Origin of the sequence: Micrococcus terreus, from assembly GCF_900116905.1 — a bacterium.
Lineage (GTDB): Bacteria > Actinomycetota > Actinomycetes > Actinomycetales > Micrococcaceae > Citricoccus > Citricoccus terreus.
Map to the genome: position 1 here is coordinate 108,060 of NZ_FPCG01000010.1, position 26,018 is coordinate 134,077.

Below are 26,018 nucleotides of genomic sequence, written 5' to 3' on the forward strand. Positions count from 1 at the left end.
TTCAGTCTCCCCCGCAGCCGCATTCAGCCAGGGTCACCACGGCGCGGTCGATCATCTCCCGCGCTTGGGGGATCCGGCCGCGCTGGTCATTGGCCAGGATGCTGAACGCCAGTTCGCGCCCGTCCTGCGTCACCACCACCCCCGCCAGGGTGGCCACCGTGCCCAAGGTCCCCGTCTTGCCCCGCGCCGACCCCTCAGCGGCGGTGCCCACCATGCGGTCCTTGAGCGTCCCCTCCCGTCCGGCCACCGGCAGGCTCTCCACGGCGGCCACCGTCTCCTCCCGCTCTCCGGCCAGCCGGACGGCACGGGCCAGCTGCTCGGCGGTGATGGTGGTGTACCCGGAGAGGCCGGAGCCGTCCGTCAGGTCCAGTCCGGTCAGGTCCCGCGTCTCCTCCTCGAGCACCTCGCGGACTGCTGCCGCGGCGCCCTCGAAGCTGCCGGGATGCCCCGCGGCGAGCGCCGTGTTCCGGGCCATCGCCTCGGCGGTGAGGTTGTCCGACTCATGCAGCATGAACCGCACCTGCTCGGCCAGCGGTGCCGAACGGACCTCAGCGAGCCTCAGGGCCGTTCGAGTGGACGAGCCTGTGCGGTCCAAGTCCTCCACCGCCCCGCGGGCGATCTGGGGTGAGACACTGAGCCGCACGCCCTGGGACTGCGCCTGGGCCACCAGCTGCTGACGGAACACCTGGGCAGCGTGCAGGGCAGGGTCAGGCGTGAGCCCTCCCCACCTCTGCCCGATCTCACGTCCGCCGTAGGTGGCGATCGGCATCACCCGGGCGATGTCCACATCCACCACCGCACTCGGCCACTGCTCCAGCACGGCGGGGCCGTCATACCCGGAGTCGTCCACCTGCACGGTCACCGGCCCGGAGATCTCCTGCTCCTGCAGCTGCGCCACGGTCTGCTCGGCCAGGGTGCCCAGCCCGGCTCGGCCCAGCACCGCTCCCGGGTCCGACTCCCCCGCACCCAGCAGCACGTCTCCACCGGCGTCCAGCACCACGGTGGTCCCCTGCTCCTGGGGCACGGCATAGGTCCGGGTGGCGTAGGTGTGGTCCGAACCCAGCACGGACAGGGCCGCGGTGGCGGTGAGGATCTTGACCGTGGAGGCGGGGATGAGCGGCTCGTCCTCCTCCAGCCCGAACAGCAGCTCTCCGGTCTGGACATCCACGACGGCGGCCCCCACGGTTCCCGGAGACCCGGCCAGGATCTCGTCCAGTTCGGCGGCCAGGGCATCGGGGTCCGGTGCGGGGGCGTCCGAGACCGCCCCGGGCAGCAGCGGCACTCGAGAGGACTTCGGCGCGGACGCCTCCCCGGCCGCCGTGCTCGGCGAGGCGGGCTGGGAGGAGGTGGCCGCCGTCGGGACGGCCGGTGTTCCTGCGGTGGCGCTGACCGCAGGAGCCGACCCACCAGCAGAGCAGCCGGTGAGCAGCAGGGCCAGGGACAGGCCCACCCCGGCCACGGTGCGTCGGGCAGGGCGCACAGGCGCGGACCAAGAGCGCACGGCAAACCTTTCGCGGGGTGGGGTGGCGGTACCCTGGAGTCTAGTGGCCGCCCCCTGTCCGGCGGCGGCAGACCCCGTCAACGCCACAGGCAAGGAGCGTGCCCCGATGAACCACGACGTCACCATCGAGATCCCGTCCGGATCCCGCGTCAAGTACGAGTTCGACCACGACAGCGGCCGCCTGCGCCTGGACCGCGTGCTGTTCACCTCCATGCAGTACCCCACGCACTACGGCTACTTCGAGAACACCCTGGGTGAGGACGGCGATCCGCTGGACGCCATGGTGTGGCTGCCGGACTTCGACCTGGTCCCCGGCGTGCTCGTGGAGGCCCGTCCGATCGCCGTGTTCTCCATGACCGACGACGGCGGCGGCGACGACAAGGTCCTGTGCGTGCCCTCTGACAAGCGCTTCGACCACATCCAGGGCCTGGCCGATGTGGACGAGTGGCTGATCAAGGAGATCGAGCACTTCTTCACCCGGTACAAGGACCTGGAGCCCGGCAAGTGGGTCAAGGCCGAGGGCTGGAAGGACCGCGACGCCGCCGAGGCTGAGCTGGAGGCCTCCATCAAGCGCTTCGACGAGGCCGGCGAGCACACCCCGTCCGATGAGCCTCAGGGCCGCGACGTGGACACCAAGGAGGCCGTGCCGGCCACCGAAGAGGTCGACCGGAACGAGCCGCAGGGCCGCTGAGCCCTCAGCCGGCCCCGATGACCACTGTCAGGCTGGAAATCCGCGGTGCGCCCACGTGGTGACCGCGGATTTCCAGCCTGACGTTCATCCGCACCCTGTCGTCTGCCCACCGTCCTCGAGAGATCCCTCCATGACCCACTTCGTCCTGACCGTCAACCAGCGCGACTCGCGTGAGGTGGGCGACATGGTCCCCGAGCTGCTGCGTGCCCTGCACCCGGTGGACACGGTGATCGAGTTCCAACGCTCGGTGGGCGACGAGGCGATCGGTGTGGTCTCGGACGCGCACGCCGCTGTGGACGCCGCCCTGCGGGCCCTGCGCGAACGCCGGTGGAACGTGGGCGTGGGGGTCGGCTCCCTGGACGCGGCGGATGGGACGCCAGGGCTTCCGGACACCCAGGACCTGCGCGACGTCGGCGGGCCGGCTCTGGCCTATGCCCGCGCCGCGGTGGAGGAGGCCGCCAAGAACGGTGTCCGCATCCCGGTGGCCGTGGACGGTCCGGACACGGTGGCCGCGGAGCAGGCCGAGGCGGTGCTGCGCCTGGTGGGTCAGCTCGTCTGGACGCGCACCGAGGCCGAATGGAACGTGCTGGACCTGATGGTGCCCGGCGTGCGGGGACAGCAGAAGCTGGTGGCCGCCGAGCTCGGTGTCACCGTGCAGGCGGTGTCCAAGGCGGTGCAGCGCTCCTTCTGGACCGAGGAGCACGCCTGCCGGCCCGCGGCGGCACGTCTCCTGACCCTGGTGGCCAGCCCAGAGCGGCTGCCTGCCGGTTGATGACCACCGCCTGAGCCTCAGACCAGCGAGCGCAGGACCGTGGCCGCGCCGTGCTCGTCCACGTGGCCGGTGACCTCGTCCGCCACCTTCTTGACCTCGTCCGGCGCCTGGCCCATGGCCACACCGCGCCCGGCCCAGGCCAGCATCTCGATGTCGTTCCGGCCATCCCCCACGGCCACGGTGTCGTCGATGTGCACGCCCAGGCGGTCACGCAGCACCTCGAGCCCGGAGGCCTTGGTGACGCCGGCCGCGGCGATGTCCAGCCACGCGGTCCAGCCCACGGAGTAGGTCACGCCCTGCAGGCCGATCGCCTCCACGGCCTCCCCGAACTCCTCGGCGGAGGAGTCGGTGGAGAAGACCACCAGGCGCACGGCGGTGGCCTGCATCATCTCCTCGAACGTCACGCCCTCGGCGACCACGCCGAAGCTGGCGTCCTGGAACCGTTCGGTGGACAGGAAGTTGCCCTGATCGTCCTCGATCGCGTACTTGGCGTTGGGCAGCCGGTGCCGCAGCGCCTGCAGCGCGGGGCGGGGATCGAAGGTCTTGCGGTCGATCACCTCGTAGCCCTCCTCCAGGTCGGAGGTCAGACGCAGGGTGACGCCGCCGTTGCAGCACACGCTGTACCCCTCCTCCAGACCGATCGCCTGGATGATGGGCAGGGTGGCGCCCAGAGACCGTCCGGTGGCGATCATCACGTGGTGTCCGGCGGCCACCACGGCGCGGGCGGCGGAGCGGACGTCCTCATGCATGCGCCCGTCATGGTCCACCAGCGTGCCGTCCACGTCCAGGCAGATCATCTTGCGCCGTCCCACCGCGGGGATCATGCCGGAGTCGGTCATGTTGGACCCAGCCGGTCCGCGGCCGTTCGGACCCACCGGCTCGGTGCGGCCACCGGTGCGGTCCTGGTCCAGTGCTTGAGCCTGCTCTGCCTCGCTGGCGGACTGATGCTGCGGGGAGGGAATGGTCTGGTCTGATCGGTCCTCGATGCCGATCTCACTGCTGTTTCTCATGCACACCAGTCAACCAGACAGCCCGGACGCGCTCAGCGTCAGCCGGTGGACGGCAGGTGAACACTCACAGGGTTGTCCACGCTGTGAGTGTTCACCCGGGTGACCGGTCCCACACAGCCGATCAGAGGACCGGCAGGACCTCCAGGCCGCCCAGGTAGGGCTGCAGGGCCTGGGGCACGTTGACCGAGCCGTCCGGGTTCTGGTGGTTCTCCAGGATCGCCACGATCCACCGGGTGGTGGCCAGGGTGCCGTTCAGGGTGGCGACCATCCGGGTGGATCCGGGGGTGCCGTCCTCGTTGGTCTGACGCTCACGGATGTTCAGGCGGCGGGCCTGGAAGGTGGTGCAGTTGGAGGTGGAGGTCAGCTCACGGTAGGCGTCCTGCGTGGGGACCCAGGCCTCGCAGTCGAACTTGCGGGCAGCACTCATGCCGAGGTCTCCGGCCGCAGTGTCGATCACCCGGTAGGGCAGCTCGACCTTGGCCAGCATCTGCTCCTCCCACTCCAGCAGACGGCGGTGCTCGGCCGCGGCCTCCTCCGGGGTGGTGTAGACGAACATCTCCAGCTTGTTGAACTGGTGCACCCGGATGATGCCGCGGGTGTCCTTGCCGGCCGAACCGGCCTCGCGGCGGTAGCAGGTGGACCAGCCGGCGTAGCGCAGCGGATCGTCCAGGTTCAGGATCTCGTCCGCGTGGTAGCCGGCCAGGGCGACCTCGGAGGTGCCCACCAGGTAGAGGTCGTCGCGCTCGAGGCGGTAGATCTCGTCGTCGTGCTCCACGTCGAATCCGGTGCCCTGCATGGTCTCGGGGCGCACGAGCGTGGGGGTGATGATGGGCGTGAAGCCGGCCTGCACGGCCTGATCCAGTCCCATCTGCATCAGGGCGATCTCCAAGCGCGCGCCCACGCCCTTGAGGAAGTAGAAGCGGGAGCCGGAGACCTTGGCGCCGCGCTCCATGTCGATCGCGCCGATCTTCTCGCCGATCTCCAGGTGGTCGCGCGGCTCGAAGCCGTCGGCGGCGAAGTCCCGGATCTGCCCGACATGCTTGACCACGGTGAAGTCGTCCTCGCCGCCGGAAGGCACCCCGTCCTCGATCAGGTTGGGGAAGGAGCGCTGCAGGGCCGTCAGCTCCTCCTGGGCGGAGTTCGAGGTGGCCTCGGCGGCCTTGACCTGGGCGGCCAGCTCCTTGACCTCTGCCAGCAGGGCCTGCTTCTCCTCGCCCCGGGCCGCGGCGACCTTCTTGCCGAAGGCCTTCTGCTCGGCGCGCAGCTGCTCGAACTGGGCGATCGAGGAGCGCCGTTCGGCATCGGCGGCGATGATCCGGTCCACCAGGGACTCATCGGCCCCGCGGGCGCGCTGGGATGCTCGGTACTGCTCGGGCTGCTCGATGAGATGCTTGACGTCGATCACGCCTTCCAGCCTAGCGAACCGCGCTGTCACACTGGCCTGATGGGAATGAACCACACCCTCGCCGTCTGGGCCCGACCCCTCACCCCGCAGCTGCTCACGGACCTGGGTCTGGACGGGCCCACCCTGACGTCCACCTATGAGCAGGCCTCCCAGCACGGGAGCGCCGGCCAGATCGCCGTGGCGCCCGTGGGCGAGCAGACCCTGCTGGTCTCCCCGGACGTCGAGCTCTCCGAACTGCTCATCCGGCCGCTGCCCGGCCGGCGCTGGGTGGGATCCATGTCCTCGGTCGCCTCCGTGGGCGACTACCAGGTGTGGGACGGCTCATCCTGTCTGCGCGTGCTGCGCACCATGGAGGGCGAGGTCACGGAGGAGGGCGAGCCGGTGGGGGACGAGTCCTCCTGGGATTCCGAGGACACCGACTCCCTCGAGACGCTCGTCCTGGAGGCCTCCGGAGCGGCGGCACACCTGGACCTCACCCGTCTGGTGTGGCTGCCCATGACAGGCTGCTCCTACGATCCAGAGTCCATCTGGGCCGACTGAGCGCCCGCGGAACGCGGGCACCCGGCAGGTCCCGACGACGGCGCCTCACCGATGCGCCGCATCTCACCGAGGCGACCCGCACCAGCCGGGCCGGCGCCCCGTAGACTCGCGCTATGCCCCTTGAACTGATCCTCGCCTTTCTCGCTGTGGTGGTGGCCGTCGTCGCGCTGGCCTTCACCCTCGGACTGCGGACCGGGCAGCGCCGCCTCAGCGAGGATGTGGGACAGGTTCAGACGGAGGTCCGCACCATGCGCGGCTCGGTGGACCAGATCAGCGGTGAGCTCGGCTCGGCCCAGCTCGGTGAGCTGACGGACATGTCCAGCCGGCTGAAGGCGCTGGACGGACGGATCGGGGAACTGGACGGACAGATCCACGAGCTCACCGACGCACCGCTGATCGCCCGTGCCCTGGAGCACCCGCGCAAGATCGCCCTGGTGATCAACCCGATCAAGCAGAACGCCGATCAGGTCCGCCTGCAGGTGTCCGCCGCCGTGCGCAACGCCGGCCTGCCGGACGTCACGGTCTACGAGACCACCGCCGAGGACCCCGGACAGCAGATGGCCCGGGACGCCCTGGCCGACGGTGCCGATGTGGTGATCGCGGCCGGCGGCGACGGCACCGTGCGCTTCGTGGCCGAGGAGCTGGCGGGCACCGACACCGCGCTGGGCCTGGTCCCGCTGGGCACCGGCAACCTGCTGGCCCGCAACCTGAAGATGCCGATCCAGAACCTCGAGGCCTGCATCAACACCGCCGTGCACGGCTCCACCCGGCACATCGACGCCGTGGACATCCGCCTGGAGCGTCAGGACGGCCAGACCGTGCACAACACGTTCCTGGTGATCGCCGGTGCGGGGATCGACGCCGAGGTCATGGGCGACACCCGCGACGACCTGAAGGAGAAGGCCGGCTGGCTGGCCTACGGCGAGGCCGGCGTGCGCCACCTGCCGGGCCACCGCAAGGACATCACCCTCTCACTGGACGGCGGGGCGCCGCAGCGGCGCAAGGTCCGCTCGATCATGATCGCCAACTGCGGCGAGCTGACCGGCGGGCTGGACTTCATCCCGGAGGCTCGCCTGGACGACGGCCTGCTGGACGTGGTCATGCTCTCCCCGCGCAACGCCTTCGACTGGCTGCGGATCGCTGCGAAGACGGCTCTGAAGATCAACCGGACGATCCCGATCATGGAGACCCATCAGGCCACCCGCGTGCGCGTGCAGCTGGATGAGCCGATGATCTCCCAGCTGGACGGCGACGCCACCGGCGACGTGGTGGCGATCGATGCCCGTATCCGCCCGGACGCCCTGAAGGTCCAGACCCCGGCCGCGGCCGTCCCCGACTCCCTGGCCGCCCCGGCCATGACCGAGGACGACGCCGAGGTCGTCAAGGACTGACCAGCTGAGCTCTCCTCTGGCTCAGCTGGCTCAGCGGTTGAGGATCTCCTGGACCCAGGCCTGGCCGGCGCGGTAGGCCTGGTCGGTGGTGTGCTCGCGCACCTCGTACCGGCGGTGGTCGGCCCGCGGGTAGGAGCCCAGGAAGCGGATCCCCGGGATGAGCCGGTACAGCCCGGCCAGCGCGGCCGAGACCCGTTCCTCCCCCAGGTGTCCCTCCAGGTCGATCGAGAAGAAGTAGCTGCCCAGACCGGCCCCGGTGGGCCGGGACTCGATCCGGGAGAGGTTGATCCCCCGGGTGGAGAACTGGTCCAGGATCTCCATCAGCGCGCCAGGCCGGTCCTCCGACAGGGGCACGACGACGGTGGTCTTGTCCGAGCCGGTCGGCACCGGCAGCGCCCCCGGGCGGGAGACGAGGACGAACCGGGTGACGGCCCCGGCCGTGTCCTCGATGGCCGAGGCCAGCACCGGCAGTCCCGTCTGCGCGGCCACGAGCGGAGCGCAGACCGCCGCGTCGTAGGTGGTGTCCGGGTCCAGCAGCCCGCGCGCACCTCCGGCGGTGGAGGAGGCAGGGATGAACTCTGCCTGCGGGATGTGCTCAGCGGCCCAGTTGCGCACCTGCGCCCAGCCATGCGTGTGGGTGGCCACCGAACGGACCTCGGAGAGCTCCATCTCGCGGCGGCCCACCAGCACGAAGCTGATGGGCACCAGGACCTCGCGCAGGATCTGCAGGGGCTCGCCCTCGGCGATGTCGTCCAGGGTGGCGGAGACCCCGCCCTCCACCGAGTTCTCGATCGGCACCATGGCGTAGTCCGCGGTGCCGGCACGCACCGCGGCCAGCGCGGTGATCACCGAACCGGCGGGGATGCACTCGGCGTTCTCCACACCGGGGACCTGCCGCAGCGCGGCCTCGGTGAAGGTTCCCTCAGGTCCGAGGTAGGTGTACCGGGGAACCTGAGGGCCGTCGTCGGGACGGCTCACTTGACGCGCGGCTCGGCGCCGCCGTCCGCCTCCATGGGCTTCTCGGCCTCGAGCCAGGCACCGGAGCCGCCGGCGACGTTGAAGGCGGAGTAGCCGCGGGCGACCATGAAGTCCGCGGCGCGGGCGGAGCGTCCACCGGTGCGGCAGATGACGTAGTAGTCCGTGTCCGGGTCCAGCTCCTCGAGGCGGTCCGGCAGCTGGCCCAGCGGGATGTGCCGAGCTCCGGCGGCGCGGCCGAGGGTGAACTCGTCGTCCTCGCGGACATCGAGGATGGCGGCGCCCTCAGGGACGTCGTTGACGGTGACGGTCTCGAACATGCTCATGGGTCCAGCGTAGTCACGGGCGGGCGAGGCGGTCTGCCGGTGACGGCTCGAACCGGGCACCGAGGCTCATGACAAGATTTGCCATCACTGCGTAGACTGATCCCATGGCCACCATGAACATCTCGTTGCCGGAGTCTCTCAAGGACTTCGTCGAATCACAGGTTGAGGCCGGAGGGTACGGAACCAGCAGTGAGTTCATCCGCGAGCTCATCCGCCGTCACCACGACCGGACCCAGCTGCGCAGTCTGCTGATCGATGGTGTGGAATCGGGTCCCGGTTCGGTGGTCGGTGACGCGTACTTCGACCGACTGCGGGATCGAGTTCGCCGCCCTGACAGTGCATGACCACTCGACGAGTCCTCACCACCCGCCGGGCCGATGAGGACATAGAGGCCGCCCTCGAGACGTACCTGACGAGCAGCTCCGAGGACGTGGCCCTGGCCTTCATCGACGCCGTGGAGGCCGCGCAGCAGCTCATGGCGGAGTTCCCCCAACTGGGTTCGGCGAGCCTGGCAGCCGAGGTGGGCATCCCTGCACTCCGCTCCATCGCCCTGCGCCAGTTCCCCTACCTGGTCTTCTACACGGAGGACCCGGACGCCGTGCGAATCCACCGAATGCTGCACTCGTCGCGAGACATCCCGGCGACTCTCCGAGACGGGTGAGAGTCAACCCCACGGGTGCAGGACGGACAGGCTCCCCCTGTCCGCCGCGGTGGATAGGGTGGGCACATGGCCGCTCCCCTGGATCTGACCCGCCTGACCGCCGCCCAGCTGACCGCCGCCCTGGCCACCGGAGAGGTGAGCGCGCAGGAGGCCGTGGACCACGTCCTGGCGGTGACCGACCGTGAGAACCCGCGCCTGGGGGCGTTCCTCTCCGTGGCACCCGAGCTGGCCCGGCAGCGGGCGGCCGCACTGGACGAGCGGTTCGCGCAGGACGGGCCGACCGGGCGGCTGCACGGGCTGCCGACTGCGTTCAAGGACCTGACCGATGTGGCCGGGATGCGCACCACCTTCGGCTCGCGGATCGCCCAGGACGCTGAGCCGGCCGACCAGGACGACGCGCTGGCGGCCACGGTGCACGGCGCCGGAGCGGTCTCTGTGGGCAAGACCAACGTCCCCGAGTTCGGGCTGCCCTGCCACACCGAGAACCTGATCGCCCCGCCCACGCGGAATCCGTTGGACCCCGCGCGCACGGCCGGCGGCTCCTCCGGTGGGGCGGCCTCGGCGGTGGCCTCCGGCATGCTTCCGGCGGCTCCGGGGAACGACGGCGGCGGGTCGGTCCGCATTCCGGCGGCCGCCTGCGGTCTGGTGGGCGTCAAGCCGGGGCGGAACGTGGTCCCCGCAGACCGGCAGGGGGCGCAGATGACCGCGCAGCTGGGCGGCCCGGAGGTCGGCTCGGTGCGGAACCTGACCTGCTCCGGCCCCCTGGCCCGGACGGTGGCGGATGCCGGGCTGTTGCTGGACGCGATGATGGGTGCCCCGTGGAGCGGTCCGGGTGACCGGGGACCGATGCAGACTGCCGCTGAAAGGGCTGATGCCGGGCAGTTGACCGTAGGCGTCAGCACGGTCTCCCCGTTCGCGCCGGACCTGGAGATCACGCTGGCACCGGCGGCCCTGCAGGCGGTGACCGCTGCCGGGGCGGCTCTGGCCCGGGGTGGCCATGAGGTGGCCGAACTGGGGGTGCGGTACGGGGCGGACTACCACGCGATGTTCCGCACGGTCTGGACCTCAGGCCTGTCCCGGGTCCCGCTGCCGGAGGAGGCCGTGCCGCTGCTGGGACCGCTGGCGCAGCACTTCATGGAGCTGATCCAGGGCTACTCCGAGACGCAGGTGGACGATGCCGTGTCCGGACTCGAGGCCTGGGCGGCCGAAGCGCGCCGTCAGCTGGGGGCGGCTGACGTGGTGCTGACCCCGGTGCTGGCGTTCGCACCCCCGAAGATCGGGGCGTTCACGTCACTCCAGCCGGCCGAGGACTACGAGCTGCAGTGCCGGTTCACCCCGTACACCTCCATGGTGAACGTGATGGGCCTGCCGGCGGTCTCGGTGCCCGTGCTGCGGGATGCCGAGGGGCTGAGCTGGTCGGTGCAGCTGATCGGCCGTGAGGGCAGTGAGGTGCAGCTGATGGCCCTGGCCGGACAGCTGGAGAGGCTGCTGTCCGGCCAGGGGTGAGCTCTGCGGTGAACTGAGTGAGCGGACGGATCAGTCCTGGAGCACCCAGGCGGTGTCAGCGGCGCCCTGGAAGCACTGCTGCGGGATCCCCTCGACATCAGCCACGTTGACCTGCACGCCGGTGGCGTTGAGCTGGTCTCCGACCTTGATGGCAGTGCCGTCATCCAGAGTCAGGGTGGGAGGGTTCTGCCCGATCTCGGTGTCATCACCCAGCAGGAGCAGCTCAGGCTGGCCGCCGGGTTGGACCGCGAAGCAGCCGCCCGGACCGGAGATGAGCTTGCCGTCCAGGGCAGTGGCCTCACCGGAGGAGTCGGAGTCGTCCAAGACCAGTGCCTTCACACCCTGACCCTGCACGGACACGCTCAGAGCGCCCGCCGTGCCGGCGGCATCGGTGGAGTCGTGATCGGCGTCATCGTCTGCCGGTGCCGTGGACTCGGCCGCAGCGGTGGTCTCGGTGCCCGCGTTCGGGGTGGTGGCGTCGTCGTCGGTGTCTGCGGTGTTGCCGCAGGCTGCGAGGGAGGCTGTCAGGACCACGGCCCCCAGGAGCGCTGCGGTACGGCGAGCTGTGTTGTGGTTCGAAGTTATGGTTCCATCCCACCACACCTGCACAGAATCACAGGCCCATGAACGGGACGCTGAACGCGAACATCATGGTCAGCAGGAACAGCAGGATCCAGCCGATGGTCACCACGTACCCCATGACCAGACCGGCGATGGCGAAGCCACGGCCCCGCGGTTCGCGGCGCAGACCGATATGGCCGAGGGCGATCGCAGCGATCTGGGGCAGGAACATGGTGCCGAGCGTCACCACTCCGACGATCCCGCAGACCATGGCGATGAGGCTCAGGACGGTGGTGGGTGCCGCCTGACCCTGGTACGGGTGGGGCTGCCCGGGCTGGCGGGAGTCATACCCGTAGCCCTGCGCACCGAGGTGGGCCGGGTTCGTCACGACCGGGTACTGCCCGTCGATGGGGTACTGCGGCTGTCCGGAGCTGTACGGACCGGCCAGCGGCTGCTGCGCATACGGGTTCTGGGGCTGCTCGGGCGCCGCCGAGCTGCCGCTGCCGGAGGCACCGGACCCGCCCTGCTGGTTCGGCTGACGGTCGCTGTACCAGGACGGGTGGTGGGGGTCGTTGAACGGACGGTAGTCACCGGATGGGTCGGACACGGCTCCCCCTGGGGTGGTGGTCGGTGGTCAGGCTCCAGTCTACGGAGCCGGGTCCCGGGCGGGGTCGGCCGGTGGCCGGTGTTCTCCGCTGGCGGAGAGCTGCGGGGAGAGCCCGCCGGCCGCGAGGTCCCGCAGGAATCCGGCGAATCCAGCCGGGGTGCGGCCATCGGTCCGTCCGGAGGTGACCACGCGGGTGCGGTCCGTGGCGATCACCTGGACGCCGGCGCGCCGGGCGGCGTCCACCAGGGCCACATCCTCGTCCGCCGCGACATGCGGGAACCCGCCCAGCTCCCGGTAGACCGCCCAGGGCATCCCCAGATTGGCCCCGTGGATGTGCCGGTGCCCCTCGCGGTGCTCGTAGTCCGCGTACCACCGGCGCTGCACGTCGTCATCCAGGTCCCCGGGGTGCGGCATGACCGTGCCGGCCACCAGCACGCGGGGGTCCGTGGCGGGCTCGGTTCCGGGCGCTGCGGCGGCACCGGTCTGCTGGGCGGCCAGGGCGGCCTGCGCCACCAGCCAGTCCGCCGGGACCACGGTGTCCGCGTCCGTGCTGGCCACCCAGAGGTCCTGCGACACCTCCGGCCCCTCGGCGTGGTCCTCCTCGGCTCCCTCCGGAGCCAGACCGGCCCCGGCCATGCGAGCCACGCCCCAGCGCAGCCCAGCATCGCGAGCGGCACCCACCGTGCCGCCGTCGGGAAGGCCTGTCTCCTGGGCGGACCGCGCATCCAGTTCCAGCACCTGGAACCGACCGTCCAGCGCGGCCATCTCCTGGGCGCGGGCCACGGTGGCATCCGTGCAGTGGTCCACCGCCACCGTGATCACTACGGTGCCCTGCCCGTGGACGTCCTCCCACCGGTCCGCCGCGCGGGCCAGGGCGGCCAGGCAGCGGGGCAGCAGGTCCTGCTCGTTGTGCGCCGGGACCACCACCACGGCCCGCTGCGCGGCGGAGACCCGGGCGTAGACCTCCACCGTGAAGTCGCGCTCCCGGTGCTCCACCACGCGGCGGAACCGGGGGTCGGCGCTGATGAGCCCGTGCACGCTGTCCCCGTCCAGCGGCCAGCCCTGGATGGGATGGCGCCAGTGGCACAGCACCAGCTGACCGGAGAGGGTCAGGGCGGACTCGGCCTGGTCCAGCACGGTCCGCAGCTCATCGGGCTGCAGGAAGTACCCGACCTCCGAGAGCACCACCAGGTCCACCCGCCGGCCCTCCGGCACGGCCGCCGCCCAGTCCTGCGGCAGCACCGCCTGGCGGACCTCCACGTGCCGGTGCTCGGCCAGGTGCGCCCGCGAGCGCTCCACCGCCAGCTCGGAGGCCTCCAGGGCCAGGACCCGCTCGGCGCGGCCGGCCAGCTCGGCGGTGAGCACGCCGATCGAGCTGCCCACCTCCACCACGGTCCCGTACCGACGCTGGGGCAGCACGGCCATGGTGATCAGCCGTTTGCGCCGTTCGTACCAGCTGGTCAGGTAGCTCCACGGGTCCTCGTGGTCCCGGTAGAGCTGGTCGAAGATCCGCGCGGCCCGGGAGGAGTCGGCGCTGTCCGGGGCGGTGCGGCGGACCACGTCGAAGGGCCGCAGGAAGTGCTCCAACATGCCCACGCCCACGATCGCCTCGTCCCCGGGGGCGTCCGAGAGCGGCCGGGTCTGGCTCTGATGGGCGTGCAGGGCTGTGAGCCGGACGGCCTGGGCCTCCTCGTCGAGGGGCCACCGGGTCCAGTGCCGCCAGGCGTGCTCGGTCTGCGGGTCCGCCCAGTGCCAGTACCAGACGGGGAACTCGTACAGGGCCAGTCCGCGCTCGGCGGCCACGGCGGCCAGGGTGTGGCCCAGCACCTCATGGTCGGTGTGGCCGTCCAGACGGTAGTGGGTGGCCAGCAGCGGCTGGCTGGCGGCGGGGCCGGCGGAGGATCCTGCCGCGTCTGCGCCGGAGCGGTCCCGGTCCAGGGCACGGTGCACGGCGACCTCGATCTGCTCGGTGTGCTCAGCCAGCCGCCCGTCCGGCAGGCCGAGCTGGTGCAGCTCCAGCCGTCCCTCGGCATCCCGGCCCAGCGCCTCGGCGGCCTCCAGCATCTCGGCATGGCGGATCCGGCGTAGCTGCTCCGGGGTGTGCGTGGGCGAGTCCGGGTGGGAGCCCTCGCCGGCGGTGCACAGGATCAGCTCCACGCGACCGCCGGCGCACAGCACGCTGCGGATCAGCCCCGTGGCGCCCAGGGTCTCATCGTCCGGGTGGGCCACGGCCAGGACCAGCAGCGTGTCCGGCCCGGCCTGGTTCCAGCCCGGCGCCTCCTCGAGCTCAGCCAGACCGGCGTCCTGCCAGGCGGTCTCCGGGGTCCCCTCGTCCAGGTGGGAGAAGCTCATGCACCCTCCCCGCCGGCGTCCGTGTTCTCCAGCAGCAGCCGTCCCAGGTGGGCGTCGTCCCGGTCCGCGTGGTGCTGGCGGATGTAGACCTGCAGGTCCACCACGGCGCGGGCATGGTCCGCATCCGCGGTGAGCGGCCCCGGGCCGGTGGCCTTCCCGACGACGTCCATCACCTCGGCGCACAGGTCCGCCACGGCGCCCCGCAGGCGGAAGGAGGCCAACTCGGCTGCGCGGCCGATGAGCGCGCCGGAGTCGATGGCGGCGGCCGCCGCGGACAGCTGGGCGGCGGCGCCACTCAGGAGGCGGTCCACCCGGCCGAGGGCGGCCAGGCCCACCTGGTCCGGGGTGCGGCCGGAGGACTGGGCCTTCACCAGGGAGCGGTGCAGGGTCCGGGCCAGGTGCACGGCGCCGCCGAACCAGACGGCGGCCACCCCGATCCCGCCCCAGGCGAAACCGGGCCGAGTCAGGTACCAGCCGGCCCCGCCCACCGGGGCGGCGGGGACCTGCTCGAACTCCAGCGGTGTGCTGACGATCGAGGCCAGCCCGAGCGCAGGCCATACCCCGTCACCGTGGCAGACCCCGGGGTGGGAGAGGTCCACCAGGAAGGCGCGGCGGCCCACCTCCAGCAGCTCACCGTCCGCCTCCGCGCCCAGCTCCTGGGCGGTGACGAGCGCGGCGGAGCACTCGGCGCCCAGCGAGCACCAGGGCTTGGTGCCGCTGACCTGGAAGTCTCCGGCCGTCGTCGGGCTCGCGGTGGGGGTGACCCCACCGGACTCGGACGCGTACACGCCGAGCAGGCCCGTGGGGGCGTCCATCCCGGCCTGGCGGAGGATGGCCAGGGCGTCCAGGTGCGGTTCGAGCACGCGCGCGGAGCTGAGGTCCACGGCGGCGGTGCTGGCCAGCAGCTCCCAGAGCTCGAGGGTGCGGCCCTCGCCGGGGAACGGGAGGGCGGCGGTGTCCTGGGCGGAGAGCGCTCGGACGGCCTCGATCATGGGCTCGGCAGAGCCGTGGGCGGAGGCGGCGGCGTCCAGGAACGGTGCGGCCCAGGCGGGGGACTCCTCTCGCCCGGCCCAGACAGGACCTGCCCCGTCCAGGCTCACCCATGCTGTGCTGGCGGCCGTGCCCATCAGCGTCTCCCTCTGCCGGTTCTGCGGTGCCGCGCCGTGATGCACGCCACCGGATCACGCTAGTGGGACGGATACCCAGGCGGGGTATATAGGACGACCTGGTCCGTCACGGAGTGCCAGGACGAGTCTTGGGGCCGACTTGGCTCATGAATCGGTGGATTGGGGGCTCTTCACAATCCGGGGTGAAGGCGGTGCTTCTGTACAGGGAGGCACGTCGGTAGCTGGTCAGAGGTCGAGGTCTTCCGAAGATGGGAGTTCCTACACTGCCCATCTGAAAAACCCCGACGTGCCCCACGCTACTTTCGAGACCTGCTTGCCGCCCAGGCCGTCCACCGGATCGCCGGGCGGGAGACCACCGCAGAGACCCTCCCTCCGTCCCCGGTGCGCGACGGGTTCCTGTGGACCCTGCGCTGTGGAGACGGTGAGGTCCGCTGTGACGAGGAGGGCCGCCGTCGGGACGCCCACCTGGCTGCCCTGGTGGACGCCGTGACCGGGCAGACCACCGGAGGGTGACACCCGGCCCGGCCCTGCCTAGCCTGCTGACATGGGCACTTCCGAAGACTCCCATCGTCGGTACGAGAACCTGGACCACGCCCTCGAGCAGTGGAACATCCCCCTGGAGAACCGCCCCCTGATCCGCGCCTACGCCCAGGCCCTCGGATTCACCCACTATGAAGACCGCGCCGGCTACCTCAAGGCCGTCCGCCCAGACGGGCCACCCCTGCAGATCCGCTACGGCTACAGCACCGGTTTCGTCAGCGAGGAGGAGGCCCGCACCTTCAGCGGACCCGAGCAGGACGTCTGGCCGGCCTCCCGCAAGAACCTGTGGGGGTTCACCCACCCGGTGAACCGCACCCATGAACGGTCGGCCGCGGCCCGCGCCGCCGAGAGGGACCACGGCATCTGCACGTCCTGCTTCACCCAGCGCTCCGCCTCCGGCGCCTGCCACTGCGACTGAGCCGGCCTGCGGGTGCCTCGGTGGCTCGTCAGGACCCAGTGAAGGTGCGCCTGCACGCCCCTCCAGGGCAGTATGGACCGGGGCCGGCCAGAAGGGCCCGCCGCACGCCAGGAGGGGCCATGACGGAGCTGCAGACCGAGACCGTGGGACACCACGGATTCCACGAGCGCATGCGGCGCGGGGTGCACCCGGCAGATCCCCGCAGACTGGGGTCCCTGGTCGGTCTGATCGGCGGGGTCGTGTTCGTGCTGTCCTACTCGGCGGAACTGGGCTCACCGTGGTCCGTAATCCTGAGCGTCCTTGCGGTGATCCTGGCGGCATCCTGCCTGTGGCGGCTGTTCCTGCGCCCGCTGCCCCTGGGCGAGCCGCAGCGTCCGCATCGACTGGCCGGGCTGATCTACCTGCTCGCCGTGGCCGCCATGCTCGGCCTGATCTCCCTGGGACGGACACTGCTGGAGGGAGCGGACCGGACTGATGTGCTGCCGGCCGTCATCGCGTGCGTGGTGGGTGCCCACTTCGCGCCGTTCGCCGTGGCGTTCCGCGAGCCCATGCTGCTGCGCCTGGCGGTGGCCGTGGGAGGGGTGGGCCTGGCGGGGATCGTGGCAGCCTGGCTGGCCGGCCCGCCGCTCGGTGCGCTGGCTGCCGTGGTGGCCGGGTTCGTGCAGCTGGGCGTGATCCTGCACTGGGCGTTGAGCCCACGGTCATGATCGCCGCAGGTCACGCAATGTCTACCGGGAGTTTCCCGGACGTGGAAGAGTTGAGACATGAGCGAGCAGAGCACCCCGGAGACCGTGCAGAACCCGGCAGAGACCGTCCCCCCGGCCGCTGAGCGCGCCGGCACACGGGCCCGGCCGGAGGACCTCGTGGACCTGGAGGCGCTGCGCGCGGCGTACTTCGCGCAGCATCCGGATCCGGCCGATCCCGGGCAGAAGGTCTCCTTCGGCACCTCCGGCCACCGCGGCAGCTCGCTGAAGACCTCGTTCAACGAGGATCACATCGCCGCCATCACCCAGGCGATCGTGGAGTACCGCGCCGAGCAGGGCATCACCGGTCCGCTGCTGATGGGCAAGGACACTCACGCGCTCTCCGGTCCGGCGCAGGACACGGCACTCGAGGTGCTGATGGGCAACGGCGTGCACACGCTGATCGACTCCCGGGGCGGCTTCACCCCCACCCCGGCGGTCTCCCACGCCATCCTGGTGCTCAACGCCGGTGCGGGCGAACCCTCCGGCGCGGCGGACGGGATCGTCATCACCCCCTCGCACAACCCGCCCACGGACGGCGGGTTCAAGTACAACCCACCCCACGGCGGCCCGGCGGACACGGACGCCACCGACTGGATCGCCGCCCGCGCCAACGAGCTGCTGGCCGGCGGCCTGAAGGACGTACAGCGCATCCCGCTGGAGCAGGCCCTCGCGCACGAGGCGCTGGGCCGCTACGACTTCCGGGATCGCTACGTCTCCGACCTGCCGCAGGTGCTGGACCTGGCCGCGATCCGCGAGGCCGGCATCCGGATCGGCGCCGACCCCATGGGCGGAGCCTCGGTGGAGTACTGGGCGGAGATCGCCGAGCGCCACGGGCTCGACCTGACGGTGGTGAACCCGAAGGTGGACCCCCAGTGGGGCTTCATGACCCTGGATTGGGACGGGAAGGTCCGCATGGACTGCTCCTCGCCCCACGCCATGGCCTCGCTGATCGAGCGGATGACCCCGGGCCAGTCCACCGAGGACGGACACGACGACGTCGCGCAGGATCCGGAGCACGTCGCCCCGGGCGCCGCGGCGCCCTTCGACATCGCCACCGGCAATGACGCCGACGCCGACCGGCACGGGATCGTCACCCCTGACGGTGGCCTGATGAACCCCAACCATTACCTCTCGGTGGCGATCGACTACCTCTACCGCAACCGGCCGGACTGGCCGGCGAGCGCCGCCGTCGGGAAGACCCTCGTCTCCTCCTCCATGATCGACCGCGTGGCCGCGGGGCTGGGACGAGACCTGAACGAGGTGCCCGTGGGCTTCAAGTGGTTCGTGCCCGGACTGTTGGAGGGCACCGGGGTGTTCGGCGGGGAGGAGTCTGCCGGGGCCTCGTTCGTCTGCTTCGACGGCTCCCCGTGGTCCACGGACAAGGACGGGCTGCTGCTGTGCCTGCTGGCTGCCGAGATCCAGGCCGTGACCGGCACGTCCCCCTCGCAGTACTACGCCGAGCTGGTGGAGCAGTACGGGCAGCCGGCCTACGCACGGATCGACGCCGCGGCCACCCCGGAGCAGAAGGCCACCCTGAAGAAGCTGTCCCCGCAGGACGTCACCGCGGACACGCTGGCGGGCGAGCCCATCACGGCGAAGCTGACCGAGGCCCCCGGCAACGGCGCGGCGATCGGCGGACTGAAGGTCACCACGGAGAACGCCTGGTTCGCCGCGCGCCCCTCCGGGACCGAGGACGTGTACAAGATCTACGCCGAATCCTTCCGCGGACCCGAGCACCTGAAGCAGGTCCAGCAGGAGGCCCAGGCGATCGTGGACGCCGTGATCTCCTGACCCCTCCCCCAGGCGCAAAGTGACCAGACCCCCACCAAAGTGACCGTGTCTGGTCACTTTGTGCCTCGAGGCCAGGGCTGCCTGCTTTTCCACACCTTGTGGATACCGTCGACGGTCGGGCGGAGACCCTGGAAGCGTTGACCGCATGGATGAGTGGTTCACCCCCCTGCCCGTGCACACCCCGGGAAGCGATGGATGCCGGTCCCGCAAGGCATTGAGTCGAGCCTTCGCGGCGGGCCAGGTGGTCCGAATCCGACACGGCTTCTACGTGGACACTGACCTGTGGTGGAACACCAGGAGTGCACAGCGCTACGCCACAACTGTCAAAGCTGTTGCCGGACGGCTCCACCAGCCCATCTTCACCGGACCCACGGCCCTGATCCTGCACGGGCTGCCCGTGGTGGAGACCCCTGCCACCGTTGATGTCCTGACCTCCACACCCACGCGTGCCGGAGTGCAGACCACCATCTCCGCCTACCACCAGAGCCATCTGCGAGGCGAAGGAGATCCTCCCTACATTCCGCGGACTCGCCAGGTCTATGTCCCGGCACCGCAGATCACAGAAGACCTGCACTTGACACAGATCCATACCGCCGCGCAGACCCAGCCGTTGCCCGTCGTCCTCGCCGACACCTTGGCCGACCTGGACTTCTGTGCCGCGCTGCCGGTGGTCGACAGCCTGCTGTCCGGACGGAACCGAGACGGCCTGCAGTGGGACAGAGCAGAGTTGGCACAGGTGTTGACCGGGCGGGACGGCACGGTTGAACACGCTCCTCTGACCCGCATCCTGGACCATGCCACGGATCTGAGTGAGTCCGCTGGCGAGTCATTGAGCCGGGCACGGATGGTGGAGCTGGGCTTCGAACTGCCCGAACTCCAGGTCACCATGCGCGGGGCAGACGGCAGAGAGTACCGACCAGACTTCTGGTGGAGGCATCTCGGCCTGATCGGCGAGTTCGACGGCTGGGGCAAGTATGCAGCCGCGGGTACGGAGGCGCAGGTCTTCGACGCGCTGCGTGAAGAGAAGGGCCGCGAAGACGCCTTGCGCGAGCGCGGACTGCGAGTGATGCGGTGGGGCTGGGAGGACGCCATGGACCCGGTGCGCTTCGCCGAACTGCTCGTCCGCCACGGGGTGCCCCGCAGGCGCCGAGCCTCCATCCGTTGGACGGCCTGAGCCCACAGTCTCACCAGCCACCACCGGCGACCCCGCAAGACACAAAGTGACCAGACCCGGTCACTTTGGTGGGGGTCTGGTCACTTTGTGCATGAGTGGGGGGTGGGGTCAGAGCAGGCGCTTGAGGGCCTGCCGCTTCATCCATCCGTACGGCGGGTAGGCCATGCGCAGGGTGTCCACCTGATCCGTCTTGGTCATGACGGGGCGGGCCTGGGTGAACGTCTCGAAACCGGCCCTGCCGTGGTAGTTGCCCATCCCGGACGCGCCCACGCCGCCGAACGGGAGGGTGGGCAGGGCCAGCTGGACCAGGCAGGCGTCCAGGGCCATACCTCCGGCGGTCACCCGCTCCTGGAACGCCTTGGCGTAGCGGTGTCGATCGGTGAACAGGTAGGCCGCCAGCGGGTGGGGCCGCGCGGTGATGAACTCGATCGCCTCCTCGAAGGTCTCCACCCGCAGGATCGGCAGGATCGGGCCGAAGATCTCCTCGGACATCAGCTCGCTGGCCGGGTCCACGTCCGCCAGCACGGTCGGCTCGATGTACCTGCCCTGCACGTCCACGGTCCCGCCGGAGACCAGCCGTGCGCCGCCGTCCAGCGCGTCCTGCAGCAGTCCGGCCAGCCGCTCGGCGTGCTCCACGGAGATCATCCGCCCGTAGTCCGCCGAGGCCGCCGGATCAGATCCGTAGAACTCCTGGATGACCTGGGGCAGGTGCTTCTCCAACGCCGCCTGGGTCTCCGCGCCCACGGCCAGCACGTAGTCCGGAGCCACACAGGTCTGACCGGCGTTGGTGAACTTCCCATAGGCGATCCGTCGCGCCACCGTGGCCCACTGCCGGGACTCGGTCACCACGCACGGCGACTTCCCGCCCAGCTCCAGGGTCACCGGGATCAGCTGCTTGGCAGCGGCCTCGTAGACGATCCGCCCGACCTTCTCCCCTCCGGTGTAGAAGATGTGGTCGAAGGACTGCTCCAGCAGCTCGGTCACCACCTCGGCACCGCCCTGCACCACGGACACCGATCGCGGGTCCAGGTACTCGGGGATGATCCGGGCCAGCAGCTCGGCCGAGGCCGGGGCCTTCTCGCTGGGCTTGAGCACCACGGTGTTCCCACCGGCCAGCGCCGCCACCAGAGGAGCCAGCAGCAGCTGCACCGGGTAGTTCCACGGGGCGATGATCAGCACCGTTCCCAACGGGCGATGCTCGATCTTCGCGCTGGCCGGCTGCAGCGCCAACGGCACCTTGACCGACTCCGGCTCCATCCAGTCCGTCAGGTGCAGCAGCGCATGCTCCACCTCGGACCGGGTCACCTGCACCTCGGTGACCATGGCCTCGGTGGCCGACTTGCCCAGGTCCTGCTTCAGCGCCGCACAGATCTCCTCGGACCGCTCGTCGAGCATCCGGCGCAGCCCCTTGAGCTGCTCCACCCGGTGCCGGCGCGGGTGGGCCAGGCGGGCCTTCGCGGCCTGCCGCATCCTCCCGACGGCGGCCACCGGGCTCTCCTGCCCCACGGCGGCCTCCTCAGGGGGCACGGGGAGGGCGAGGACGGCCGGGTCCACCGGCACCTCAAGCTCATCGTCATCGTGCTGGGCGCTGCCCGAGGAGGTGCCGAAGGGCATCTGCGGCAGCGAGGAGAGATCGGGGTGCTCGGTCTGGGGTGACTGTTCAGGCATGGTCCCACGCTAACCGGGGCGCCTGGGCGCTCGATGAGAACGGCCTGCTGCCAGAGGACGATCAGTGCTGAGGCCAGAAGCCCCGGGACTCCATCACCCGGGCCAGGGCGTCCACGTCATCGGTCATCAGCCCGTCCACGCCCATCTCCAGCAGCCGTTCCATCTCGGCCGGCTCGTCCACCACCCAGACGTGCACCTGCAGTCCGGCCTCGTGGCAGCGCGCCACGAACCGGGGCGTGACGATCGGGATCGGCCCCTGCCGCACCGGGACCTGGACGCAGTCGATGTGCGCCAGACGCCTCCCCACCCAGTGCGCCAGCCCCACCGGGGCGGCCAGCACCATCGCGGCGATCGCCGCGGCCCCTCCTGACATCGCCACCCGGCGGCCGGCCGCTCGAGTGAAGTGACGTCGTCGGGAATCATGGAAGGAGGCCACCAGGACACGATCCCAGGCCCCATGCCGGGCCAGCAGCTCGGCGATGACCGGCACTGCGGCGTCATCCTTGAGGTCCACGTTCAGGTGCACGTCCGGCCAGGCGGTCAGCAGGTCCTCGAACCGCAGCAGCGGCTCTCCCCCGCCCACCCGGCTGCCGTCCTCGTCCTGCACCACCAGCAGTTCGGAGAGTTCGGCCCAGGTGCGATCGCTGAGCGGCCCGGTGCCCGTGGTGGTGCGGTCCAGGGTCTCGTCGTGGAAGACCACCAGCTCCCCGTCCGCCGAGGTGCGCACATCCAGCTCCAGGTAGCCGTAGCCGCGCTCCACCGCCGCACGGAAGGCGGCCAGGGTGTTCTCCCGGGTGGTGTCCGCCCCGCGGTGGGCGAAGGCGAGCGGCCATCCCTGGCGACCGGGCACGGACTGGGTGAGATAGGGCTGATGCGAGCGGCGGATCACGCTGTCACCCTAGCGGGGCCGCCACGACTACTGTGAGTGCGTGAACACCCCCGATGCGCCGCTGTCCCCGCAGGCCGCCGAGTCCTCCTCCCCGCGCTCACACATGCCCATCCGGGCGGCCGTGGCCGAGACCTTCTGGCGGTTCAGCCGATGGACCCTGGTCCGGGAGTCCCCCCGCGTGAGCGGCTCACGCCTGCTGATCGGTGCACCCCACACCTCCAACTGGGACTTCGTGCTGATGCTCGCCATCGCCTGGGACGCCCGGCTCCAGGTCCGGTGGCTGGGCAAGGAGGAGCTGTTCCGCGGCCTGGGCGGACCGATCATGACCGCCCTGGGCGGCATCCCCGTGGACCGGAAGAACCCCGCCGGCCTGGTGGACGCCGTGGTGGAGCGGGCCCGCACCGAGAAGGACTTCGCGCTGGTGGTCACCCCCGAGGGCACCCGCAACGGCAACGGCTGGCGCAGCGGCTTCTACCGGATCGCCCGCGCCGCGGACCTGCCCGTCACCCTGGGGTTCGTGGATGCCACCACCGGCACCACCGGCCTGGGACCGACCCTTCGACTGACCGGAGACGTGGCCGCCGACATGGACCGGATCCGTGGGTTCTACGCGGACAAGGCCGGACTGCGCCCGGAGCTGCGCACCGTACCGCGACTGGCCCGCGAGGACACCTGAGCCGCCACCTCCCGGTCAGCTCGAAGCAGAGGCTTCAGAGTGCTCTGCGTCACAGTAGGATGGTCGGTACTCGCCGCCGTGTGCGCACCCTGACACACGCCGGCGTGAGCACGCAGAACCTCCACCCCTGACCGGGGAGAACCGACGGGAGCACCACCGTGACCAAGACCATCGTGACCGGCGTGGACGACAGCGCCACCGCCCTGCGCGCAGCACAGAAGGCCGCCGAGCTGGCTGTCGCCCTCGACGCTGAGCTGCACCTGATCTGCGCCTACGGCAAGCTCGAGTCCGAGGTCTTCCACAGCGGGTACGACGAGTTCCACTACAGCAGTGACACCGAGGCCCTGAAGACCGCCCGCGCGGTGGCCCGCAAGGTCCAGGCCCAGGTGCCGGACGTGAAGATCGTCCCCGAGGCCGCCCCCGGCAACCCGGCCGTGGCCCTGGTCCGTTCCGCCGAGTCGCTCAAGGCAGACATGATCGTGGTGGGCAACAAGCGCGTGCAGGGATTCACCCGGGTGCTCGGCAGCATCGCCCGCGACGTGATCGCCCACGCCCCCTGCGATGTCCACGTGGCCTACACCCACGAACGGTGAGTCGAGGCGGGGTCTGACCCCCCTGACCCCACCCGACCTCAGTCCAAGGTGAGCAGATGCTCGATCACCTGGGCGACGCCGTCGTCATCACAGGCACCGGCCACCAGATCCGCCGCACCCACCAGCGTGGGGTGACCTGAGCCCACGGCCACTCCCGTGCCGGCCCAGTGGATCATCTCCAGGTCATTGGGCATGTCCCCGAAGGCCACCACCTCAGCGGCGCTGATGCCGTGCGAGGCGGCGAAGTGCTCCAAGGTGGAGGCCTTGTTCACATCCGGGCGGGACATCTCCACCAGGGCCATCCCCGGAGCCGAGTGGGTGACGGCCAGCAGCTCGCCCAGGGCGTCCCGCACGTCGGCCAGGAACGCGTCCGGGTCCTGAGTCCGGGTCTTGGCCAGGAATTTCACGATCTCCGGCTGATCCGGCAGGACGTCCTCCAGGGTCAGTCCCACGTGGTAGGACCAGGCGCGGTCGTCCCCGGGGTGGGCACGTTCCCGGTCCACGAACCCGGAGTCCAGGTGGAACCCGGAGAGGGTCTCCGCCCCGAACGCGGCACTGGGATCCAGGGTGGCGATCAGATCCCGCGCCTGCATGACCGTCTCCAGCTGCATGGGGTGCGACTCCAGCACCGTGTGATCGGCCATGTCGTAGATGACAGCGCCATTGGAGCAGATCACCGGACCGGCGTGTCCCAGGGCATCCTCCAGCGGTGCCAGCCACCGGACCGGCCGGCCAGTCACGAAGACCACCTGGATGCCGGCGTCGTGCGCGTTCTGGAAGGCCTCCACCGTGCGGGGCGTGATGAACCCGGACCGGGTGTGGTCGTAGCCGATGATGGTGCCGTCCAGGTCCGTGGCGATCATCCGGGGCCGGCGGCGCAGCACGTCCTGAGCACCCGTGGACGTGGGGTCTGGGCGAGCTGCGGGGACGGTCGGAGGCATGCACACCATCCTAGGTGTGCCGTACGGCCCCTGCCCCGGACCGACGGCGAGAGCAGACTGCAATGATGGGGCCATGACCCTGACTGATGCAGCCACCCGATCCTCCGCCAGCCCCGTGACCGTCACCGTGACCGGTGCCGCCGGGAACATCGGTTACGCCCTGCTCTGCCGGATCGCCTCCGGCCAACTCCTCGGCCCGGACGTGCCGGTTCGGTTGAACCTGCTGGAGATCCCGGACGCCGTCCGAGCGGCTGAAGGCACGGCCATGGAGCTGGCCGACTCTGCGTTCCCCCTGCTGGACTCCGTCACGGTGACCGACCGCGCTGAGCGCGCGTTCGACGGCGCCGGGGTGGCACTGCTGGTGGGTGCACGCCCACGCGGCAAGGGCATGGAGCGCGCCGACCTGCTCGAGGCCAACGGCAGGATCTTCGGTCCGCAGGGCCGGGCCATTAACGACCACGCCGCGGATGACATCCGTGTCCTGGTGGTGGGCAACCCCGCCAACACCAACGCGCTGATCGCCTCCGCGCATGCTCCGGACGTGCCGGCCGAGCGGTTCACCGCCATGACCCGGCTGGACCACAACCGCGCGGTCTCCCAGCTCGCCGCACACACCGGTGCGGCCGTGCGGGACATCGAGGGCATCACCATCTGGGGCAACCACTCCGCCACACAGTTCCCCGATCTCACCCACGCCACGGTGACCGTGGACGGGTCCTCACGCCCAGCACTGGAGCTGGTGGAGCGGGCCTGGGTGGACGAGGAGTTCATCCCCCGGGTGGCGAAGCGTGGAGCGGAGATCATCGAGGTGCGCGGTGCCTCCTCCGCCGCCAGCGCGGCCAGTGCGGCGATCGACCACGTGTACGACTGGGTCAACGGCACCCAGGGGCGGCGCACCTCGGCGGCGATCGTCTCCGACGGCTCCTACGGGGTGCCCGAGGGGCTGATCAGCTCGTTCCCGGTGGTCAGCGAGGGTGGTGCGTGGCAGATCGTCCCCGGGTTGGAGCCGGATGAGTCGCTGCTGCCCGGGGCCGGCGAGCGCCTGGCCACCACGGTGGCCGAACTGGAGTCCGAGCGGGACGCAGTGCGTTCGCTGGGCCTGTTGGGCTGATTGAGCGGCGGCTCTCCGTCCGCGCAGCACCACCGGCACGGATTGT

General features: G+C 70.7%; 27 protein-coding genes. 15 read left to right on the forward strand and 12 right to left on the reverse strand.

Annotated elements, in window-relative coordinates; all coding sequences use genetic code 11:
• Nucleotide 1: 1 nt before the first annotated feature.
• Nucleotides 2–1,501, reverse strand: coding sequence for a D-alanyl-D-alanine carboxypeptidase/D-alanyl-D-alanine endopeptidase (gene dacB, locus BM355_RS11715; RefSeq protein WP_177227943.1), 1,500 nt, complete (start codon nt 1,499–1,501; stop codon nt 2–4).
• A 106-nt stretch (nt 1,502–1,607) separates the two neighbouring features.
• Here dacB and BM355_RS11720 point away from each other — a divergent pair, with 106 nt between their 5' ends.
• Nucleotides 1,608–2,192, forward strand: coding sequence for an inorganic diphosphatase (locus BM355_RS11720; protein WP_091698912.1), 585 nt, complete (start codon nt 1,608–1,610; stop codon nt 2,190–2,192).
• A 130-nt stretch (nt 2,193–2,322) separates the two neighbouring features.
• Nucleotides 2,323–2,964, forward strand: a complete 642-nt coding sequence (locus tag BM355_RS11725) for a hypothetical protein (protein ID WP_091698795.1) — start codon at nt 2,323–2,325, stop codon at nt 2,962–2,964.
• 17 nt (nt 2,965–2,981) lie between these two features.
• Here the strand turns inward: BM355_RS11725 and BM355_RS11730 are convergent, their stop codons facing one another.
• Nucleotides 2,982–3,803, reverse strand: a complete 822-nt coding sequence (locus BM355_RS11730; protein ID WP_177227948.1) for an HAD family hydrolase — start codon at nt 3,801–3,803, stop codon at nt 2,982–2,984.
• 292 nt (nt 3,804–4,095) lie between these two features.
• A complete protein-coding gene (gene serS, locus BM355_RS11735) occupies nt 4,096–5,379 on the reverse strand; it encodes a serine--tRNA ligase (RefSeq protein WP_091698797.1) in 1,284 nt (427 codons plus the stop codon).
• Between the two features lie 39 nt (nt 5,380–5,418).
• Here serS and BM355_RS11740 point away from each other — a divergent pair, with 39 nt between their 5' ends.
• Together BM355_RS11740 and BM355_RS11745 are read left to right on the forward strand one after the other, a co-directional pair.
• Complete coding sequence (locus tag BM355_RS11740) at nt 5,419–5,919, forward strand: hypothetical protein (RefSeq protein ID WP_143109494.1); 501 nt, start codon at nt 5,419–5,421, stop codon at nt 5,917–5,919.
• A 113-nt stretch (nt 5,920–6,032) separates the two neighbouring features.
• The gene (locus BM355_RS11745; protein ID WP_091698802.1) at nt 6,033–7,310 is read left to right on the forward strand and encodes a diacylglycerol/lipid kinase family protein; all 1,278 of its coding nucleotides are present in this window, start codon (nt 6,033–6,035) and stop codon (nt 7,308–7,310) included.
• 30 nt (nt 7,311–7,340) lie between these two features.
• Here the strand turns inward: BM355_RS11745 and pheA are convergent, their stop codons facing one another.
• Nucleotides 7,341–8,288: a prephenate dehydratase gene (pheA, locus tag BM355_RS11750; protein WP_091698804.1), complete on the reverse strand. Its 948-nt coding sequence runs from the start codon at nt 8,286–8,288 to the stop codon at nt 7,341–7,343.
• On the reverse strand, nt 8,285–8,611 hold the full coding sequence (locus tag BM355_RS11755) for a rhodanese-like domain-containing protein (RefSeq protein WP_091698807.1): 327 nt from the start codon (nt 8,609–8,611) through the stop codon (nt 8,285–8,287). The genes pheA and BM355_RS11755 overlap by 4 nt, the downstream gene beginning before the upstream one ends.
• Nucleotides 8,612–8,715: 104 nt before the next feature.
• Here BM355_RS11755 and BM355_RS11760 point away from each other — a divergent pair, with 104 nt between their 5' ends.
• From BM355_RS11760 to BM355_RS11770, 3 genes are all read left to right on the forward strand, one after another.
• Nucleotides 8,716–8,955, forward strand: coding sequence for a type II toxin-antitoxin system ParD family antitoxin (locus tag BM355_RS11760; protein ID WP_091698810.1), 240 nt, complete (start codon nt 8,716–8,718; stop codon nt 8,953–8,955).
• Nucleotides 8,952–9,272: a type II toxin-antitoxin system RelE/ParE family toxin gene (locus BM355_RS11765; RefSeq protein WP_091698812.1), complete on the forward strand. Its 321-nt coding sequence runs from the start codon at nt 8,952–8,954 to the stop codon at nt 9,270–9,272. The genes BM355_RS11760 and BM355_RS11765 overlap by 4 nt, the downstream gene beginning before the upstream one ends.
• A gap of 66 nt (nt 9,273–9,338) precedes the next feature.
• Complete coding sequence (locus BM355_RS11770; protein WP_091698814.1) at nt 9,339–10,778, forward strand: amidase; 1,440 nt, start codon at nt 9,339–9,341, stop codon at nt 10,776–10,778.
• A gap of 30 nt (nt 10,779–10,808) precedes the next feature.
• Here the strand turns inward: BM355_RS11770 and BM355_RS11775 are convergent, their stop codons facing one another.
• The 4 genes from BM355_RS11775 to BM355_RS11790 all read right to left on the reverse strand — a co-directional run bounded on the left by BM355_RS11775 (nt 10,809) and on the right by BM355_RS11790 (nt 15,425).
• Complete coding sequence (locus BM355_RS11775; RefSeq protein ID WP_091698816.1) at nt 10,809–11,312, reverse strand: hypothetical protein; 504 nt, start codon at nt 11,310–11,312, stop codon at nt 10,809–10,811.
• Nucleotides 11,313–11,391: 79 nt separating this feature from the next.
• Nucleotides 11,392–11,946, reverse strand: coding sequence for a DUF4190 domain-containing protein (locus BM355_RS11780; RefSeq protein ID WP_091698818.1), 555 nt, complete (start codon nt 11,944–11,946; stop codon nt 11,392–11,394).
• 39 nt (nt 11,947–11,985) lie between these two features.
• Nucleotides 11,986–14,298 carry a PIG-L family deacetylase gene (locus tag BM355_RS11785; protein ID WP_091698820.1) on the reverse strand — a complete coding sequence of 771 codons (2,313 nt, stop codon included), beginning with the start codon at nt 14,296–14,298 and terminating at the stop codon, nt 11,986–11,988.
• The gene (locus BM355_RS11790; protein WP_091698822.1) at nt 14,295–15,425 is read right to left on the reverse strand and encodes an acyl-CoA dehydrogenase middle domain-containing protein; all 1,131 of its coding nucleotides are present in this window, start codon (nt 15,423–15,425) and stop codon (nt 14,295–14,297) included. Before BM355_RS11790 ends, BM355_RS11785 begins: the two co-directional genes overlap by 4 nt.
• Nucleotides 15,426–15,806: 381 nt before the next feature.
• Between BM355_RS11790 and BM355_RS14825 the strand changes: the two genes are divergently transcribed.
• The 5 genes from BM355_RS14825 (at nt 15,807) to BM355_RS11815 (ending at nt 20,094) form a co-directional block, all read left to right on the forward strand.
• A complete protein-coding gene (locus BM355_RS14825) occupies nt 15,807–15,938 on the forward strand; it encodes a hypothetical protein (protein ID WP_281247579.1) in 132 nt (43 codons plus the stop codon).
• Between the two features lie 31 nt (nt 15,939–15,969).
• Nucleotides 15,970–16,383 carry a hypothetical protein gene (locus tag BM355_RS14175; RefSeq protein ID WP_143109495.1) on the forward strand — a complete coding sequence of 138 codons (414 nt, stop codon included), beginning with the start codon at nt 15,970–15,972 and terminating at the stop codon, nt 16,381–16,383.
• 119 nt (nt 16,384–16,502) lie between these two features.
• The gene (locus BM355_RS11805; RefSeq protein ID WP_091698828.1) at nt 16,503–17,090 is read left to right on the forward strand and encodes a hypothetical protein; all 588 of its coding nucleotides are present in this window, start codon (nt 16,503–16,505) and stop codon (nt 17,088–17,090) included.
• A 57-nt stretch (nt 17,091–17,147) separates the two neighbouring features.
• A complete protein-coding gene (pgm, locus tag BM355_RS11810; protein ID WP_091698831.1) occupies nt 17,148–18,920 on the forward strand; it encodes a phosphoglucomutase (alpha-D-glucose-1,6-bisphosphate-dependent) in 1,773 nt (590 codons plus the stop codon).
• A 145-nt stretch (nt 18,921–19,065) separates the two neighbouring features.
• Nucleotides 19,066–20,094: a hypothetical protein gene (locus BM355_RS11815; RefSeq protein ID WP_091698834.1), complete on the forward strand. Its 1,029-nt coding sequence runs from the start codon at nt 19,066–19,068 to the stop codon at nt 20,092–20,094.
• Between the two features lie 108 nt (nt 20,095–20,202).
• Here BM355_RS11815 and BM355_RS11820 read toward each other — a convergent pair whose 3' ends face one another.
• Complete coding sequence (locus tag BM355_RS11820; protein ID WP_245760788.1) at nt 20,203–21,762, reverse strand: aldehyde dehydrogenase family protein; 1,560 nt, start codon at nt 21,760–21,762, stop codon at nt 20,203–20,205.
• 61 nt (nt 21,763–21,823) lie between these two features.
• Nucleotides 21,824–22,651 (reverse strand): glycerophosphodiester phosphodiesterase family protein, encoded by an 828-nt coding sequence (locus BM355_RS11825; RefSeq protein WP_091698837.1) that lies wholly within the window; start codon nt 22,649–22,651, stop codon nt 21,824–21,826.
• Nucleotides 22,652–22,754: 103 nt separating this feature from the next.
• Between BM355_RS11825 and BM355_RS11830 the strand changes: the two genes are divergently transcribed.
• Nucleotides 22,755–23,327 (forward strand): 1-acyl-sn-glycerol-3-phosphate acyltransferase, encoded by a 573-nt coding sequence (locus tag BM355_RS11830; RefSeq protein WP_177227949.1) that lies wholly within the window; start codon nt 22,755–22,757, stop codon nt 23,325–23,327.
• Nucleotides 23,328–23,485: 158 nt separating this feature from the next.
• Nucleotides 23,486–23,920 (forward strand): universal stress protein, encoded by a 435-nt coding sequence (locus BM355_RS11835; RefSeq protein WP_091698840.1) that lies wholly within the window; start codon nt 23,486–23,488, stop codon nt 23,918–23,920.
• Nucleotides 23,921–23,958: 38 nt separating this feature from the next.
• Here BM355_RS11835 and BM355_RS11840 read toward each other — a convergent pair whose 3' ends face one another.
• Nucleotides 23,959–24,861: an HAD family hydrolase gene (locus BM355_RS11840; RefSeq protein ID WP_425435628.1), complete on the reverse strand. Its 903-nt coding sequence runs from the start codon at nt 24,859–24,861 to the stop codon at nt 23,959–23,961.
• A 73-nt stretch (nt 24,862–24,934) separates the two neighbouring features.
• On the opposite strand from BM355_RS11840, the gene BM355_RS11845 reads away from it, so the two are divergent.
• A complete protein-coding gene (locus tag BM355_RS11845) occupies nt 24,935–25,972 on the forward strand; it encodes a malate dehydrogenase (RefSeq protein ID WP_177227944.1) in 1,038 nt (345 codons plus the stop codon).
• Nucleotides 25,973–26,018 lie beyond the last annotated feature (46 nt).

What these genes read in the sequence shown, in the direction of transcription:
- BM355_RS11720 (WP_091698912.1), top strand. Translation starts at nt 1,608, where the DNA reads ATGAACCACGACGTCACCATCGAGATCCCGTCCGGATCCCGCGTCAAG.
- BM355_RS11725 (WP_091698795.1), top strand. Translation starts at nt 2,323, where the DNA reads ATGACCCACTTCGTCCTGACCGTCAACCAGCGCGACTCGCGTGAGGTG.
- BM355_RS11730 (WP_177227948.1), bottom strand. Translation starts at nt 3,803, where the DNA reads ATGACCGACTCCGGCATGATCCCCGCGGTGGGACGGCGCAAGATGATC.
- BM355_RS11740 (WP_143109494.1), top strand. Translation starts at nt 5,419, where the DNA reads ATGGGAATGAACCACACCCTCGCCGTCTGGGCCCGACCCCTCACCCCG.
- BM355_RS11745 (WP_091698802.1), top strand. Translation starts at nt 6,033, where the DNA reads ATGCCCCTTGAACTGATCCTCGCCTTTCTCGCTGTGGTGGTGGCCGTC.
- BM355_RS11755 (WP_091698807.1), bottom strand. Translation starts at nt 8,611, where the DNA reads ATGAGCATGTTCGAGACCGTCACCGTCAACGACGTCCCTGAGGGCGCC.
- BM355_RS11760 (WP_091698810.1), top strand. Translation starts at nt 8,716, where the DNA reads ATGGCCACCATGAACATCTCGTTGCCGGAGTCTCTCAAGGACTTCGTC.
- BM355_RS11765 (WP_091698812.1), top strand. Translation starts at nt 8,952, where the DNA reads ATGACCACTCGACGAGTCCTCACCACCCGCCGGGCCGATGAGGACATA.
- BM355_RS11770 (WP_091698814.1), top strand. Translation starts at nt 9,339, where the DNA reads ATGGCCGCTCCCCTGGATCTGACCCGCCTGACCGCCGCCCAGCTGACC.
- BM355_RS11785 (WP_091698820.1), bottom strand. Translation starts at nt 14,298, where the DNA reads ATGAGCTTCTCCCACCTGGACGAGGGGACCCCGGAGACCGCCTGGCAG.
- BM355_RS11790 (WP_091698822.1), bottom strand. Translation starts at nt 15,425, where the DNA reads ATGGGCACGGCCGCCAGCACAGCATGGGTGAGCCTGGACGGGGCAGGT.
- BM355_RS14175 (WP_143109495.1), top strand. Translation starts at nt 15,970, where the DNA reads ATGGGCACTTCCGAAGACTCCCATCGTCGGTACGAGAACCTGGACCAC.
- BM355_RS11805 (WP_091698828.1), top strand. Translation starts at nt 16,503, where the DNA reads ATGACGGAGCTGCAGACCGAGACCGTGGGACACCACGGATTCCACGAG.
- pgm (WP_091698831.1), top strand. Translation starts at nt 17,148, where the DNA reads ATGAGCGAGCAGAGCACCCCGGAGACCGTGCAGAACCCGGCAGAGACC.
- BM355_RS11815 (WP_091698834.1), top strand. Translation starts at nt 19,066, where the DNA reads ATGGATGAGTGGTTCACCCCCCTGCCCGTGCACACCCCGGGAAGCGAT.
- BM355_RS11820 (WP_245760788.1), bottom strand. Translation starts at nt 21,762, where the DNA reads ATGCCTGAACAGTCACCCCAGACCGAGCACCCCGATCTCTCCTCGCTG.
- BM355_RS11830 (WP_177227949.1), top strand. Translation starts at nt 22,755, where the DNA reads ATGCCCATCCGGGCGGCCGTGGCCGAGACCTTCTGGCGGTTCAGCCGA.
- BM355_RS11840 (WP_425435628.1), bottom strand. Translation starts at nt 24,861, where the DNA reads ATGCCTCCGACCGTCCCCGCAGCTCGCCCAGACCCCACGTCCACGGGT.
- BM355_RS11845 (WP_177227944.1), top strand. Translation starts at nt 24,935, where the DNA reads ATGACCCTGACTGATGCAGCCACCCGATCCTCCGCCAGCCCCGTGACC.